This is a genomic window from Benzoatithermus flavus, from assembly GCF_037908215.1.
GTDB lineage: Bacteria > Pseudomonadota > Alphaproteobacteria > Geminicoccales > Geminicoccaceae > Benzoatithermus > Benzoatithermus flavus.
In genome coordinates this window covers 1-15,593 of sequence record NZ_JBBLZC010000030.1, presented here as the reverse complement: position 1 = coordinate 15,593, position 15,593 = coordinate 1, and the positions used below count along the sequence as shown (strand labels likewise).

Sequence of the window (15,593 nt, the reverse complement as noted above, 5' to 3'; positions counted from 1 at the left end):
GTCGGTGCGGCTCAGGTGCCGGTCGGGGAGCGCCCGGCGTCGCGCCTGGCGATGCGCTTCCTCATCTCGGCGAGGAGACCGTCGATGCCGCTGCGGCCGATGATCTCGGCCGCCTCCGAGCGCTGGGTCACGACGAGGCTCACCCCTTCGGCCACGATGTCGACCAGAAGATAGCCGCGCTCGCCCTTCCGCACGCGCCAATCGACGAGGATCGGCGGCTTGCCGTTGGTGCGGTTGATCCGGGTCGAGACGATCGTATCGCGCTCGTCGACCGGCTTCGCGTCCGTGATCTCGAAGGTCTCGCCCGTGTACCAGCTGAACCGCTCGGCCATGGTCTGCATGACCAGCGCCCGGAACAGCTCAAGATACTCGGCCTTCTGCGTCTCGCTCGCCTCGCGCCAGTAGCGGCCCATCACGAGCCGTGCGATCAGATCGAGGTCGGTCGCCTCGTCGAGCAGACGCTTGAGTTCCTGCAGTTTGCGCGCGTTCTCGGACTGCGGCTCGTTCAGGATCTGAACGGTCCGATCGCCGAGCCGCTGGATGAACTCCCTGGGCGTAGCGCTCGCATCCGCGATCGCCGCGAGGCCGGACCGCGAGGACAGAAGCAGGGCCGCCGCAGCCCCCAGGAGCGCCCCGCGTCGGGACGTGGTGTCGGAAAGGCCGAAGTGCGTCATGGTTCCGTGCCTTCGTCCTTGAAGATGTCCTCGTAGTTCTCCTGCCCCCCCGGGGGCGGAGCGGCGCCGTTGCGGATGTCGGCCGCACGCCTTTGCGCGTAGATCGTGCGCACCGTGGCGTAGAAGTCGAGGCTGTTCCGCTTGAGATCGTCGATGACCTCGATGTTGGCCTCGCGCTCGGAAATGGCTGAGCCGCCGAGCCGCCCCAGCCGCTCGTCCGTGTCGATACAGCAGTTGTTCAAAGGATCGATCGCCCAGTCGCCGACACGCCCGAACGCGTCGCGCACGTTGGAGGGACCCAGGAGCGGCAGCATGATGTAGGGTCCGGGCGGCGCCCCCCACACGCCCAGCGTCTGGCCGAGATCCTCGTCGTGCGGCAGGTAGCCGAACGTGCTCGCCGCGTCGAACAGCCCGAACACGCCGAGGGTCGTGTTGATCATGAGCCGGCCGAGCGTGATCCCGGCCCGCTCGCGCTCGCCCTGGAGGAGATCGTTCACGAAGATCACGGGCGAACGCAGGTTGGCGAGGAAGTTGCCGACCGAGCGGCGCACCGGCTCCGGCGCCACGTAGCGGTAGCCGCGCGCCACGGGCTCGAGCACCCATTCGTCGGCGAGCATGTTGAAGCCGAAGACGGCCCGGTTCACGGGCTCGATCGGGTCCCAGACGGTCTCCTGCGCCCGGACTTTGGCGGATGGGGCGAGTCCGGCCAGCAGCGTGAGTGCCAGCACACCCGAGCGGCCATGCCGCGCACGGACGGAACGAGCCGGCGCGGCACGATGCACGGCCTCATGCATTCCGCTTGTTCCTCCACACCCCGCAGGATCGCGGCGCCACCAGGAAGCATCACCGTCAGCGCTCTTAGATGGTGCGTGTCCCGCTGACAAGCGAGCCCCCGCGGCCGAATCCACCGCCCGCGACATTCGGTGCAAGCGTGTTGACGGAAGTATATAAAGACATGTACATATCCTCTCGTCGTTATGGTATGGAAAGACATGGCTCCCGATCTCGCCCCCGCGACGGGCTCGCTCGACACGCTCCTCGATGGTCTCCGCGCCGCGGCGGACCCCTCGCGGCTGCGGCTGCTCGCGATCTGCTCGCAGGGCGAGTGGACGGTGAGCGAGCTCGTCCAGATCCTCGGCCAGAGCCAGCCGCGCATCTCGCGCCACCTGAAGATCCTGGCCGAGGCCGGGCTGCTCGACCGCTTCCGCGAGGGAAGCTGGGTGTTCTACCGCCGGGCGCAGAGCGGGGAAGGGGCGCGGCTCGCCCGTTCCTTGTGCCGCCTCCTGCCCGACCGCGATCCCGTCATGCGGCAGGACCAGCGCCGGCTCGAGGCGGTGCGCGAGGCGCGCCGGCAGCAGGCCGAGCGCTTCTTCAACAACCGGGCGAGCGAGTGGGACAGCGAGCACGACCTCGCCGTGCCGAGCGCGGTGGTCGAGGCGGCCTTGCGCGAGCTGTTCGCCCGCGAGCGTGCCACGAGCCTCGTCGACATCGGCACCGGCACGGGCCGCATCCTGCAGGTGCTCGCCGGCCAGATCGGCTTCGGCCTCGGTATCGACCTCAGCCACGAGATGCTGGCCGTGGCCCGCGCCAACCTCGACCAGCGCGAGGCCCGGAACTGCCAGGTCCGGCACGGCGACATGTACCAGCTGCCGCTGCCCGACCGTGCCTTCGCGGCCGCCACGCTGCACCAGGTGCTGCATTTCGCCGACGATCCGTTCGCGGCGCTGGCCGAGGCCGCGCGCGTGCTCGCACCGGGCGGGCGGCTGATCGTGGTCGATCTCGCCCGCCACGAGCTCGAGCATCTGCGCGAGCAGAAGAAGCATCGCCGTCTCGGCTTCAGCGACGACGAGATCGGCAACTGGTTCAAGGAGCTGGGCCTCGTCGCCGAGGAGCCGGTGCGGCTGCCGGGGCCCGAGCTCACGGTGGTGATTTGGACCGCCCGGCGCGCCGCTCCGGCCGTCGAGGGCCACGATACGAGCGATCTGACCAGGAGGGATGCCGCATGATCTCGGCTGCGTGCAGCGGGGGGACGGCCAGGACCATGGCGTGGCTCGACGAGCCTTTGCCCTCGGTCGAGCTCTCGATCGAGGTGTTCCCGCCGAAGGGGCCCGAGGCCGCGACCCGGCTGTGGAGCAATCTCGGGCTGTTCGCTGCCGCCTGCCCGCGCTTCATCTCGGTCACCTGCGGTGCCGGCGGCTCGGGCGAGGAGGGCACTTTTCCGCTCGCCGTCGCGATCCAGAACCATTTCGGCGTGCCGGTGGCAGCACACCTCACCTGCGCCTACTCCTCGCGCACCGAGATCGACGCTCTCGCCCGCCGCTACTGGGAGCAGGGCATCCGCCGCGTCGTGGCGCTCCGGGGCGATCCGCCCAAGGGTGCTGCGCGCTACGAGCCGCGCCCGGACGGCTACGCCTATGCCGCCGATCTCGTCCGTGGCCTCAAGGCCGTGGCCGATTTCGACATCAGCGTCGGCTGCTATCCCGAGATCCATCCCGAGGCCCTGAGCGCCGAGGCCGATCTCGAAAACGTCCGCCGCAAGGTCGAGGCGGGGGCGAACCGCCTGATCACCCAGTACTGCTTCGACACCGACAGGATCCTGCGCTTTCGCGACCGGCTGGTCGCGGCCGGAATCGAGGTCGAGTTCGTGCCCGGCATCATGCCGATCCACAGCTTCTCGCAGGTCCGGCGCTTCAGCCTCGCCTGCGGCGCCGGCATCCCCGCCTGGCTCGAGCGCCTGTTCGACGGCATCGAGGAGGGCTCGCCGCTCCACGGCATGATCGCAGCAAGTGTTGCCGCCGAGCAGTGTCGCCGGCTGGCATCCGAAGGCCTGACCCGGATGCACGTCTACGCCCTCAACCGGGCCGAGCTGCCGCTGGCGATCCGCCAGCTCCTCGGCACCGGGCCCGCCGTCGCGGCCGCGGCCTGAGCCGCCCGTCCGCCGTTGCCCGTCTCGCCTTTTTGGGATTGGTTCGCCGATGGCCGATTTCCTCAGCTTCGCCCGTGAGCGGGTGGTTCTCCTCGATGGCGCCATGGGCAGCCAGATCCAGGCGAGGGATCTGACGCTCGACGATTTCTGGGGGCAGGAGAACTGCTCGGAGATCCTGAATCTCAGCCGGCCCGATCTCATCCGCGAGATTCATGAAGGCTATCTCCTCGCCGGCGCGGACGCGGTCGAGACCAACAGCTTCGGCGGCTCGCCGATCACGCTCGCCGAGTTCGGCCTCGAGGCGCGCGCTCTCGAGATCAACCAGCGCGCCGCCCGGATCGCCCGCGAGGCGATCGAGGAGGTGGCGGGCGACGGCCGGCCCCGCTTCGTCATCGGCGCGATCGGCCCCGGCACCAAGCTGCCGAGCCTGGGCCATGTCTCCTACCGCGAGCTCGAGGCGGCGTTCACCGTCCAGGCCGAGGGCCTGATCGCGGGCGGTGTGGACGCGCTTCTGATCGAGACCTGCCAGGACCCCTTGCAGATCAAGGCCGCCGTCAACGGCTGCCGCCATGCTTTCGTGCGCCGGGCCCGGGAGCTGCCGCTCATGGTCCAGGTCACGATCGAGACCACCGGCACCATGCTGGTCGGCACCGACATCGCCGCGGCCGCTACCATCGTCGACGCGCTCGGCGTGCCGGTCATGGGCCTCAACTGCGCCACCGGCCCCAAGGAAATGGCGGAACACGTCCGCTATCTCGCCCGCAACTGGCGCGGCCTCGTCTCCTGCCTGCCCAATGCCGGCCTGCCCGAGCTGCGCTGCGGCCGTACCCACTATCCCCTCTCGCCCGAGGAGCTCGCCCGCTGGATCGAGCGCTTCATCCGCGAGGACGGGATCAACATCGTCGGTGGCTGCTGCGGCACGGGTACTGCGCACATCCGCGCCCTCGACGCCATGCTGCGAGGCATGGCCGAGGACGGCTGGCGGCCACGACCCCGCGCGCGCGCGCCCGAGCCCGTCCCGTCGCTCGCCTCGCTCTTCTCGGCGGTGCCGCTGCGCCAGGAGAACACGTTCCTCGCCATCGGCGAGCGCTGCAACGCCAACGGCTCGAAGAGATTCCGCGAGCTCCAGGCTGCGGGCGACTGGGACGGCTGTGTCGCCATGGGCCGCGAGCAGGTGAAGGAGGGCAGCCACGCGCTCGACGTCTGCACTGCCTTCGTCGGCCGCGACGAGGTCAAGGAGATGACCGTCGTCGTCGAGCGGATGCGCGGCCAGGTGGACAGCCCGCTCGTGATCGATTCGACCGAGCTGCCGGTGCTGGAAGCCGCCCTCGAGCTCTATGGCGGCAAGGCGGTCCTGAACTCGATCAACTTCGAGGACGGGGAGGGGCCGGCCACGGCCCGCATGACCCTGGCCCGCAAGTTCGGCGCCGCCGTGATCGCACTCACGATCGACGAGCACGGCATGGCGAAGACGCGGGAGGACAAGCGCAGGATCGCGCGCCGTCTCGTCGAGTTCGCCTGCGGCCGCTTCGGCCTGCCGCCGTCCGACCTCCTGATCGACCCGCTCACCTTCACGATCTGCACCGGCAACGAGGACGACCGGAAGCTCGCCCTTTGGACCTTGGAGGCGATCGAGGACATCCGCCGCGAGTTCCCGGACGTCCAGATCATCCTGGGCCTTTCCAACGTCTCCTTCGGCCTCAACGCCGCAGCCCGCCACGTCCTCAACTCGGTGATGCTCGATCACGCCATGAGGCGCGGCCTCACCGGTGCCATCGTCCATGCCAGCAAGATCGTGCCGCTGCACAAGATCCCGGCCGAGGAGGTCAAGGTCGCGGAGGATCTGATCTTCGACCGCAGGGCGCCGGGCTACGATCCGCTCCAGGCGTTCATCGCCCTTTTCGCCGACCGCAAGGCCGGCGAAGGGGCGGCGAGGCAGCGGCCCGAGACGATCGAGGAATGCCTGAAGCAGCGGATCGTCGATGGCGACAAGCAGGGCCTCGAGGCCGACCTCGATCAGGCGCTCGAGCGCTACGAGCCCCTTGCCATCATCAACGACATCCTGCTCGACGGGATGAAGGTGGTGGGCGAGCTGTTCGGTGCGGGCAAGATGCAGCTTCCCTTCGTGCTGCAGTCGGCCGAGACCATGAAGAAGGCCGTGGCTTATCTCGAGCCGTTCATGGAGCGGGTCGAGGGCACGCAGAAAGGCACCATCGTGCTCGCCACCGTGAAGGGCGACGTGCACGACATCGGCAAGAACCTCGTCGACATCATCCTCACCAACAACGGCTACAAGGTCGTCAATCTCGGCATCAAGCAGCCGCTTAGCACCATCCTGGAAGCGGCAGCCGCGCACAAAGCCGATGCCGTCGGCATGTCGGGCCTCCTCGTGAAATCGACCGTCATCATGCGCGAGAATCTCGAGGAGATGCGGCGCCAGGGCATCCGTTACCCCGTGCTCCTGGGCGGGGCGGCGTTGACGCGCGCCTATGTCGAGGAGGATTGCTGGCAGGCCTACGGCGAGGGGCCGGTCGCCTATGCCCGCGACGCCTTCGACGGCCTCATGCTCATGGACAAGGTCGTGACCGGCGGCTTCGAGGCCCATGTCGCCGAGCGCGTGGCGAAGGCCGCCCAGCGCAGCGCCAAGAAACCGCGCACGCTCGCCTTCGCGAACGGTGCCGGGGTGATGGCGGCCCGACCGGTCGATCTCGAGGAGATCCGGCTGCGCCGCCACGAGCTCACGCGCAGCGTGCCGGTGCCGACCCCGCCCTTCTGGGGGGCGCGGGTGATCGAGCACGTGCCGGTGAAGGCGCTTCTCCCCTACCTCAACGAGCAGATGCTCTATCAATTCCACTGGGGCTACGAGAAGCAGGGCCGCAAGCTCGACGAGTTCCTGGCCTGGGCGCAGAAGGAGCTGCGCCCGGTGCTGGCCAAGCTCGTCGCCGAGGCCGAGACAGAGGACATTCTCGCCCCCAAGGCGGCCTACGGCTATTTCAAGGCCGCGGGCGAGGGCAACGACATCGTGCTGTTCGCCGAGGACGGCCGCAAGGAGATCGCCCGCTTCCGTCTGCCGCGCCAGCAGAAGGAAGGTGGCCTTTGCATCGCCGATTTCTTGCGCGACGTGGACGAGCCCGAGCGTGACGTGATCGGCCTGCAGGTAGTGACGATCGGCCAGCGCGCCTCGGAGGCCGCGCGGGAATGGTTCGCGGCCGACCGCTACCAGGACTATGTCCGGCTGCACGGGCTCGGCGTCGAGCTCGCCGAGGCCTTGGCCGAGTACGTCCACGCCCGGATCCGCGCCGAGCTCGGCTTCGGCCACGAGGACGCGCGCGAGATGCGTGAGCTCCTGAAGCAGGGCTATCGCGGCTCGCGCTACAGTTTCGGCTACCCCGCCTGCCCGAACCTAGCCGACCAAGCGGCGCTGCTCGACCTTCTGGGCGCATCCCGCATCGGCATCGAGCTCTCCGAGGAGGACCAGCTCTGGCCCGAGCAGAGCACCAGCGCCATCGTCGTCCACCACCCCGAGGCGCGCTACTTCAACGTCTGAACGATGTCGGCGAGCCATCCGTGCCCGCCGAGCCGCAGGAACCTCGGGCAGGAAGCTAGGTTCTCCGTCCGATGCATCGCCCGGAGGATGGAACCCATGCGCGCCCTGCTGCTCACGACCGCCCTGGCCACGGCTCTCGTCCTGCCCGGCCTCGCCGGTGCCCAGCAGAGCCTGCCGACCGAGCCGCCGCCCAACCCGCAGAAGGTCGTTCCCGACCAACGGCTCGAGAACGTGAATCAGCGCCTCCTGACCGCATCCGAGCAGCTCCACAAGGCGGCCGAGGATCGCGACAAGGATCATGCGGCCAGGGCGCTGGACTACGCTTACGACACCGTCCAGGAGGTGCGCAGCGTCTTCGCCGGGCTGCCACAGGACCAGCGGGCACCTTACGACCAGGCGTTCGCCGAGGCCGAGCGGACGCTGAAGACCAAGGACCCTGCAGCCAGCGCCGAGGCCCTGAAGCAGCTCCGCGAGCGCGTGCTCGACCTCGTGGCCGGCAAAGGCTGAGCCGCGCCGGTTCGGGCGAAGCTGTCGCTTGCGAACGGCCCGAGCCGCGCCGGCGTCCGCCAACTCCTCCTCATGATAGCTTCCCGGCATCCCGGTCGGACTGCCGATGCCGCCAAGGCCCGCCGCCCTGGCAGATAGCGTAGCTATCAGCCATTGCCGATCTACATCTTCATGATCGGAATCCGAATTATGCTCGCGCTATGGTGTGGCAGGTGCGACGCATGGTCTCGTTCGGAGATTGTTCGGGATGCGCAGGCTGACGTATGAATAGAATTGTGACCGCAGCGATACTCGCGCTGAGGGTTGCTTTGGGGTAGCTTGCCGCCGAGGCGGCCCCTGCTGGATCAATCTCTCTCGGGTTGCCGTTACGAGCATGGGAACGATGGGTCGTACCGCTTGTGTCATCGCGGCGCTTCTGCTCTGCGCAGGCGCCGTGCCGTCGGCTGTCAGGGCGGCCGATACTCGTCCGGTGCCGTCGCCATCGCTGGCCGCCGCTCCTGATCTGCAGCAGGAGCCCGCCCTTCGGGCCCTTTATGCCGCCCGCGGCTTCGCCCCGCTCTGGACCGGCAGCCGCGAAGCCGAGCGCCGGCGCACCGCGATGCTGGCTCTCCTGGCGCTGGAGAGCCGCGTCGAGCCCGCCGGCAGCGACACCATGGCGCTCGCGGGGGCGTTCGCGAAAGGCGGCAAGCCCGATGCCTTGCAGCAGGCCGAGTTCCGGCTCACCCGTGCCGCGCTCGCCTATCTCGCCCGGCGTAGCGGCGGTGCCGACGTGCCGACGGCCAAGGCCCTGCGCGCCTTGGCCGACCTCGACCAGGCCCAGGTGACCCCACCTTTGGCGCTCGCCCTCACCGAGCTCGAGATCGTGCGGGACCTGGGCGGCTGGCATCGCGTCGGAACCGTGCCGGGACCGGCGCCGAGCGTGCCGCCGTTCGAGGTGGCGAGCCCCGAGATCGACGTGGCCCCGGCCTTCCCGCCCAGGAAACGGCTGCCCGACATCGCCGATCTGCGCCGGCGTCTCGTCCAGTCCGCCGATCTGCCCGCGAGCGAGCTCGCCGGCACCGAGATGGACGACCGGCTCACGGATGCGGTGCGCAGCTTCCAGAAGCGTCACGGGCTGGCGCCCGACGGGGTGGTCGGCGGCCGCACGCTCACGGCTCTCAACGCGCCGGTCGCGGATCAGATCGGGCAGGTGCGGGTGAATCTCGCGCGCCGCATCGAGGACCGCTCGCATCTACCGCGCTACGTCGAGGTCAATGTCCCCGGCTACGAGCTGCGCCTGGTCGAGCACGGCAAGGTGGTCCTACGCTCGCGCGTGATCGTCGGCGACGAGGACAAGCCCACCCCGATCTTCGACAACCGCATCCGTTACATCGAGCTGAATCCGTCCTGGTACGTGCCGACGAGCATCACCCCGGAGCTGCTCGACAAGGAGAGAAAGAAGCCCGGCTATCTCGCCAAGAACGGCTTCTACTGGCGCGCCTCGGCCGAAGGTGGAGGCCAGGGCCAACTCGTGCAGCGGCCCGGGCCCGAGAACGCGCTCGGCCGGATCAAGTTCCTGTTCCCCAACAACCACTCCGTCTACCTGCACGACACGCCGCAGCGTGGCCTGTTCGCCCGCAGCGAGCGCAGCCTGAGCCACGGCTGCATCCGGGTCGAGAAGCCGATCGAGCTGGCGCTGGCGCTGCTCAGCCGCGAAGGCTGGGACGCGGCCAGGCTCGACGCCGCCTTCGCCTCCGAGAAGACGCGGCGGATCGAGCTGCGCGAGACCGTGCCGGTCTTCCTCGACTACCGCACCGCCTTCGTCGACGACGATGGCCGCCTCAACCTGCGGCCCGATCTCTACGGCCACGATGCCGGGGGGATCACGGTGTTCAAGGGCAAAGGCCTGCCGCCCGAACCCCGGCCGGAGCCCGAGCCGGCGCCGCTCGCCCCGACAGCCGACCCCCTGGCGCTTCGCTCCGCGAGCGGCGATCCCGCCGCCGTGACCGGCCTCGGCCAGCCGGCCGCTCAGGCTCTGCCGCGATCCTGATGCGGCCGGGACCTTGGCGGCCCGTGCAAGAATTTCGTCGCCGCCATCGTTCCGGTCGCTAATCTCTTCTCCTGGCAAGACCTCGCCCGACATGCTGCCGGGACGAGGCCCGCCAGCAGGGGGGAGATGGCCGATGACCGTCGAGACCACGGCAGGGATCACACGCTTCGGATGGGCACGGGCCCTGCCGCTGGCCATGACACTGGGCTTTGCGCTCTGCACCGGGGCCGCGGCAGGAGAGCTCTCCGGAAACGACGGTCTGCTGCCGGGCCAGAAAGTGACCACCGGCACGCTGGCGCCGGACGAGCCGGGACCGGCGGAGCAGGCGGTTCCGCTGCGGTCGATGTCGCCGCGGGAGCGCGCCGCCCTCCTGCACCGCAGGCAGGACCGGCCGGCGCGGCCGAGAGCCGTCCGAGCGGAGATGGTGCCGGAAAGCGAGGCGGCGACCCTGCCGCCCGAGACCGAGCTCGTCGGGCCTCCGGCCTTCACCGGAGCACCACCGCGCGCGGCGCTGGTGTTCGGCCGGAACAGCCCGATCGGGCCGGCCGAGAGCCCGAACGCCCTGGCCCTGTCCGAGCCCGCCGCCGTCAACTGGGGCCGGCGCGTCTTCGCCACCGCGAACCCCGACCGCGCCGGCTACTCGACCGACGGCGGCAGAACCTGGACCGAGATCGCGCTGCCGCCGGGCCCGCGGGAGGCGCCTTATCTCTGCTGCGACCAGAACGTCGTCATCGATCCCGGCGGCACGGCCTTCCATTCGGCGCTCTACATGGCCGATCCCTTCTTCGCCGGCCCCGGGGTCGTCCGGCTGTTCGTGCGCCGGAAGCTCGACAGCCCTGCCGCTGCCTGTTCCTACACCTTCCCGTTCGATCCGAGCGTTCAGCCGGACTATCCCCACATCGCGCTCGGCAGGAACTATCTCTATCTCGGCGTGAACGAGCTCGACGCGAACGATCCGGAAGGTCCTGCGACCGCCCGCATGTACCGCGTGCCGCTCGCGGCGCTGCGGCGCTGTGGCCGCCTGTCCTTCACCTCGTTCGCCCAGGCCGATCCCGAGATCGGCCAGCGCATCTGGGTGCCGGCGGAGGGCGCTTACGACGAGGCGGCAATGTACTGGATGCAGCACGAGACGGACCACACGATCCGCATCTTCACCTGGCCCGAGAGTGCGCGCGTGCCGCGCCAGACCGTCCGCTTCGTGCAGCCCAGCCGGTTCGAGAACCCCGACTGTCGCGGCGGTATCGGTGATTTCGACTGGATCGGCGACCGGTTCGGCTTCCGGATGTCGCCCTGGTCGATCGCGGGCTTCAGGGTGCGCTGCACCGTCGCCAAAGGTGCCAACGAGCCCGAGGGGGTACTCGCCTGCTACTGGAACTCCGCACCCGTGGGCGGCATTCCCCAGGCCCATGTCCGCTCGGCTGTGCTCGCGCTCCTCGATCTCCGCGTGCGGGCGCAGCCCCATCTGTGGAACGCGGACCGCTGCATCGGCTACCCGGCCGTAACCTCGAACGTCCTGGGCGACATCGGGATCAGCGTCGCCGCCGGCGGCCGGGCCGGGGGCGGCGGGCTCGCCGTGCGCGGCTATGTCGGGATCGACGACCGCTCCACGCCGGGCGTGGGCCATTTCCGGAAGCTCCACCGGGCGGCGTTCGGGATCGCCAACGGGAGTGACGAGCGCTACGGCGATTACGTCACGATCCACCCTTATCGGACCTGCGGCCGCTGGTTCGGTGCGACCAGTTTCGCCTGGGACCGGGCACCCGTCGAGAACGGCAGTTCGGTCAACGCGCATTGGGTCGAGTTCGGCCGCGAGGCCTACCGGGCCTGCTACGATGCGGCCGCAAGCCGCTGAGGCGCTTCAGCCCAGAACCGAGAAGCTGCTGTCGCGGTTGACGGAGCGCAGCCGCGAGAAGAAGCCCATGTCGATCGTAAGGCCGGTGTAGCGTCCCTCGAGCTTCAGGGGCTCGCGGTCGTGGTCGAGGCCCTGCTCGCAGGCCTGGATCAGCTCGGCCATGAGCACGCCCACGAGCGGCGCGTTCTTGAACTGGTTGCCGCTGGTACCCACCGCCATGTAGTAGCCCTTGAGGCTCGAGCGGTCGTAGATCGGAATCCAGTCGTCCGAGACGTCGTAGAGCGCTGCCACGCCCGATGCCTGGCTCGGGATCGGCAGAGTCGGGATGCGCAGCGCCGTGCGGTAGACCTGCGCCGTCCACTGCTCGGTGAGCTCGCGGTTCCAGTCGTCGGGATCGACCCATTCGAGCGGATCGCAGGCCGGCTCCAGCCCGCCGATCAGGAGCTTGTTGCCGATGTCCGAGCGCCAGTAGCAGCCGACGTCGCCATCGGCGCAGACGAGCCCGCGACGGGAAAAGTCGACCCCGGGCGGCGCCGGGACATAAGCCACCTCCTGCCGCAGCGGCCGGGTGCTCACGCCCATGTCGGCCTCGACCCCGGCCATGCGGTTGATCACGGCCGAGTGCGGCCCCGCGGCGTTCACCACCACGGCCGCATCGATCGCCGTGCCGTCGGCGAGGGTCACACCCTGCACCCGCCCGGCCGCGCTGCGGATCGCCATCACCTTGGCGTTGAAGCGGAAGCGCGCGCCGCGGCGCTCGGCCGCCCGCTGCAGGTTGCGCGCGGCGAGCTGCGGGTCGGAGACGTAGCCGCAGCTCGGGAACATCACCGCACCCGCGATCTCGCCCGAGCTCTCGCCGAAGGCCGGGTCCTCGGGTCGCCGCGGTGGGGCGTAGCGCCCGAGATCGTAGAACGGCAGCTCGCGCTTCAGCCGCGGCGCATCCCAGTCTTCGAACGGAATGCCGAGCCGCTCCATGAGGGCGCAGACCGGGCGCAGATGCCGGTTTTCCTCGGTCTTGATCACGACCGAGCCGGTCTCGACGAAGCGGGCGAGCTCCTCGTCCGCCGGCAGGTCCAGATGCTCCCGCCAGTGGCGCCAGTAATGATAGCCCTCGTAGGCCAGTACCGTGCCGGAGAGGGTCGAGTAGTAGACCCGGATCACCGCGGCCGAAGCGCTGGTCGAGCCGTAGCCCGCCGCCGGCAGCGCATCCACATTGAGCGTGCGCCAGCCCTTGCGCGCGAGCTCGAGGGCGATGGCGCACCCCATGATCCCGGCCCCGACGATGACCGCGTCGTACCGCTCGCCCATGCTCCGCTCCGCTCGAAGATGTTCTGGACGCGGCGGAGCTTAACCGGGTTCGGAGCTCGTCTCCAGCGCCCGAGCCGTGCCGGAGAGGGCAGCCTCAGCTCGCGAGCTTGAGGAGCCCGATCCCGCCGGCGACGATGCAGGCGGCCGTGACCCGCTCGCGGCCGAAGGGCTCGCCCAAGAGGCGCGTGCCGATCACGGCCGCGAGGATGACGCTGGTCTCGCGTAAAGCCGAGACATAGGCCATGGGTGTCGTGCGCATCGCCCAGATCACGAGTCCGTAGGCCGCGAACGAAAGCAGCCCGCCGCCCATCGCCGGCAGGAGCACCGGCGGCAGCGCCGCCCTCAAGCGGCGCCGCTGCAACCACAGCACGCCGAGCCCGAACGGCAGCCCGTCCAGGAAGAAGAACCAGACGATGTAGGAGAGCGTGCTCTGTGCCGCCCGGATGCCGAGCCCGTCGCAGATCGTGTAGCCGGCGATTGCGAGCCCGCAGGCGGCGGCGAGCAGAAGCGGCCTCGTGCTCTGCCCCGGCGCGCGCCGGCCGAAGGCGATGACGAGAATGCCGCCCGAGATCAGCGCCAGCGCCGCGAGCCCGCCCGGGCTCGGTACCTCGCCGGCGACGAGAAGCCCCAGGATCGCCACGACCGGCGGTGCCACGCCCCGCGCCACGGGATAGACCTGGCTGAGATCGCCGGTGCGGTAGCCGAGGCACAAGAAGGCGCAGTAGCCGACGTGGATCGAAAGCGAGAGGACGATCCAGGGCCAGGCCGCCGCCACCGGTGGCTCGACCACGAGCAGGAACGGCAGGCAGACGAGCGTTCCCGTCAGGTTCACGACCGCGAGCCGCAGGAACGGATCGCCGCCGTGCTTGACGAGCGCGTTCCAGGTCGCGTGCAGGATCGCCGCCCCGAGGACGACGGTGAAGACGAGTGGGGTCAAGGTCGGCCGCCCAAGGTCCGAGATGGTCGCCGTCTTGTCGTCGCACGGTCACGCTAGCGGCTCCTCCGCCCGGCCGCTACGGCCGACATCCCCGCGCGCACGCATGGCCCTTGTGTCGCCGACGCGAAACCGGTCATCTGTCACCCCGAGGCGACACGGAAGAGAAAGGAGCGGACCATGCGCATCGTGCTGGTGGGGGCCACGGGAACGATCGGCCGGGCCGTGGCCAAGGAGCTGGGCGAGCGGCACGAGATCGTGGCGGTCGGCAGCAGAAGCGGCGACGTCCACATGGACATCACCGAGGCGGCTTCGATCCGTGCCGGGTTCGAGCGGATCGGGCGCGTGGACGCCGTCGTCTCCGCCGCCGGCAAAGTCAAGTTCGCGCCGCTCGAGACGATGACCGAGGCCGACTACTGGCTCGGCCTCAAGGACAAGCTCATGGGGCAGGTGAACCTCGTCCTGATCGGCCGCGATTTCGTCAACGACGGCGGCTCGTTCACGCTCACGAGCGGTGTCTTGAGCCACGATCCGATCCGCTTCGGCAGCTCGGCCTCGATGGTCAACGGCGCCATCGACGCCTTCGTCCGTGCCGCCGCGATCGAGCTGCCGCGGGGCCTGCGCATCAACGCGGTGAGCCCCGGCGTGCTTCTCGAATCGATGCCGAGCTACGGCCCCTACTTCCGCGGGCACGAGCCCGTCCCCGCCGCCCGCGTGGCGCTGGCCTACGCCAAGAGCGTGGAGGGCCTGCGTACCGGGCAGGTGTTCAGCGTGCTCTGACCAGGGCTCCGCAGCGCCCGGTGCCGCGAATGCCTCGCGCGCCTCGTCCGTCGTCATGGCGAGCGTGGTCTTCAGGTCCGTGACCGACCCCGCCGCGGCGGCCGGCGCCACGGTCGCCGCCTCCTCGGGGCCCGGCATTTCGGACACGATCAGGAAGTCGTGCTCGCCGAAGGTGACGCAGTAGGCGAGCATCCTGCGCCCGCCGCCCCGCACAATTTCGCCGCCACCGGTCTCCGATTCTCGGGCCTGGCGGTCATGCCCTTGATCGCCTCCCGGCTGTAGGCCCCTGGGTGACGAAGATCGGCATGGCTCGACCTCCCGACATGCTCCAGCGGGGACGGAGCTTTGACATCGAACGGTCCAGCCCTAAATGGTTCATCCGGCAAGTTGCGGGGTATGGTGGTGGCCTCTCCTGGATGGGCCATGCGTGGCCCGCCGGTTTGCCTGCGTGACCTGCCCGCCGAGGAGCGCTCGGCGGTGGAGGCGCTGGCCCGCTCGCGGCGGCCCCGGCGCGGCGGCTGGCGCGCGCCCGCGGCGGCTGGCGCGCCAGCCGGGGCGAGACACCGCCCGGCATCGCGGTGGAAGGTGCTGCGCTCGCGCGCCCTCGCGGGACGCCGCTTCGAGACCTGGGAGGAGGTTGCCGAGGCCGTCGCGCAGGCGACCGAGCGCTGGAACGCGCACCGCCAGCCCGTCACCGGGGGACAGCGACGGCGCCATCGCCCGCACCGCCAGCCCGGCATCGCCCTCCTGCCCAAGGCCGCATGACTTGCCGGATGGAGCAGTAAGCTGTCTGGTTGCGGAACATTGTCGTGACCCGGTCCAGGATGTGATCGAGACCGAAGGCTGGCGGTCATCGGCGGCCAGCCCGATGCTCTCGATCCATCCCGACGCCCGTGCCACGCCCGCCGTACGCGCCGAGATCGCCCGCTCGCCCGAGCGCACCGGCATGCTGGTCCGGTGCTACGGGGTCAGCACCGAGACCATCCGCGAGGTGCCGGGCATCACGATCCACAGCCACCGCGACCTGGAACGTCTG

Annotated in this window: 12 protein-coding genes and 2 pseudogenes; 9 read left to right on the top strand and 5 right to left on the bottom strand. The window is 69.8% G+C overall.

The features are described 5' to 3' along the window. Positions 1-11 precede the first annotated feature (11 nt). Together U1T56_RS20840 and U1T56_RS20835 are read right to left on the bottom strand one after the other, a co-directional pair. A complete protein-coding gene (locus U1T56_RS20840; protein ID WP_418161432.1) occupies positions 12-674 on the bottom strand; it encodes an MlaC/ttg2D family ABC transporter substrate-binding protein in 663 nt (220 codons plus the stop codon). Beyond that, positions 671-1,468, bottom strand: coding sequence for an MlaA family lipoprotein (locus U1T56_RS20835; RefSeq protein ID WP_418161431.1), 798 nt, complete (start codon positions 1,466-1,468; stop codon positions 671-673). The genes U1T56_RS20840 and U1T56_RS20835 overlap by 4 nt, the downstream gene beginning before the upstream one ends. Positions 1,469-1,666: 198 nt before the next feature. Between U1T56_RS20835 and U1T56_RS20830 the strand changes: the two genes are divergently transcribed. From U1T56_RS20830 to U1T56_RS20805, 6 genes are all read left to right on the top strand, one after another. Then, entirely contained in the window at positions 1,667-2,680 is a 1,014-nt protein-coding gene (locus tag U1T56_RS20830; protein WP_418161430.1) for an ArsR/SmtB family transcription factor, read from the top strand. Next, a complete protein-coding gene (locus tag U1T56_RS20825) occupies positions 2,677-3,600 on the top strand; it encodes a methylenetetrahydrofolate reductase (RefSeq protein WP_418161429.1) in 924 nt (307 codons plus the stop codon). Before U1T56_RS20830 ends, U1T56_RS20825 begins: the two co-directional genes overlap by 4 nt. Before the next feature lie 49 nt (positions 3,601-3,649). Continuing rightward, complete coding sequence (metH, locus tag U1T56_RS20820; RefSeq protein WP_418161428.1) at positions 3,650-7,147, top strand: methionine synthase; 3,498 nt, start codon at positions 3,650-3,652, stop codon at positions 7,145-7,147. Positions 7,148-7,243: 96 nt separating this feature from the next. Continuing rightward, positions 7,244-7,654 carry a hypothetical protein gene (locus U1T56_RS20815; protein WP_418161427.1) on the top strand — a complete coding sequence of 137 codons (411 nt, stop codon included), beginning with the start codon at positions 7,244-7,246 and terminating at the stop codon, positions 7,652-7,654. Positions 7,655-8,036: 382 nt separating this feature from the next. After that, positions 8,037-9,683 carry a L,D-transpeptidase family protein gene (locus U1T56_RS20810; RefSeq protein ID WP_418161426.1) on the top strand — a complete coding sequence of 549 codons (1,647 nt, stop codon included), beginning with the start codon at positions 8,037-8,039 and terminating at the stop codon, positions 9,681-9,683. A 133-nt stretch (positions 9,684-9,816) separates the two neighbouring features. After that, positions 9,817-11,535, top strand: coding sequence for a hypothetical protein (locus U1T56_RS20805; protein WP_418161425.1), 1,719 nt, complete (start codon positions 9,817-9,819; stop codon positions 11,533-11,535). A 6-nt stretch (positions 11,536-11,541) separates the two neighbouring features. On the opposite strand, the gene U1T56_RS20800 is transcribed toward U1T56_RS20805, so the two are convergent. Then, positions 11,542-12,843 carry an NAD(P)/FAD-dependent oxidoreductase gene (locus U1T56_RS20800; RefSeq protein ID WP_418161424.1) on the bottom strand — a complete coding sequence of 434 codons (1,302 nt, stop codon included), beginning with the start codon at positions 12,841-12,843 and terminating at the stop codon, positions 11,542-11,544. Between the two features lie 94 nt (positions 12,844-12,937). Next, positions 12,938-13,780 (bottom strand): EamA family transporter, encoded by an 843-nt coding sequence (locus tag U1T56_RS20795; RefSeq protein WP_418161423.1) that lies wholly within the window; start codon positions 13,778-13,780, stop codon positions 12,938-12,940. A 177-nt stretch (positions 13,781-13,957) separates the two neighbouring features. Between U1T56_RS20795 and U1T56_RS20790 the strand changes: the two genes are divergently transcribed. Beyond that, complete coding sequence (locus U1T56_RS20790) at positions 13,958-14,557, top strand: short chain dehydrogenase (protein WP_418161422.1); 600 nt, start codon at positions 13,958-13,960, stop codon at positions 14,555-14,557. A gap of 42 nt (positions 14,558-14,599) precedes the next feature. Here the strand turns inward: U1T56_RS20790 and U1T56_RS20785 are convergent. After that, a pseudogene (locus U1T56_RS20785) lies at positions 14,600-14,770 on the bottom strand (GYD domain-containing protein); the annotation flags it as partial. A gap of 210 nt (positions 14,771-14,980) precedes the next feature. Here U1T56_RS20785 and U1T56_RS20780 point away from each other — a divergent pair. Both U1T56_RS20780 and U1T56_RS24695 read left to right on the top strand, forming a co-directional pair. After that, complete coding sequence (locus U1T56_RS20780; protein ID WP_418161421.1) at positions 14,981-15,322, top strand: hypothetical protein; 342 nt, start codon at positions 14,981-14,983, stop codon at positions 15,320-15,322. Between the two features lie 103 nt (positions 15,323-15,425). Further along, positions 15,426-15,593 (top strand): annotated as a pseudogene (locus U1T56_RS24695) (IS481 family transposase); the annotation flags it as partial.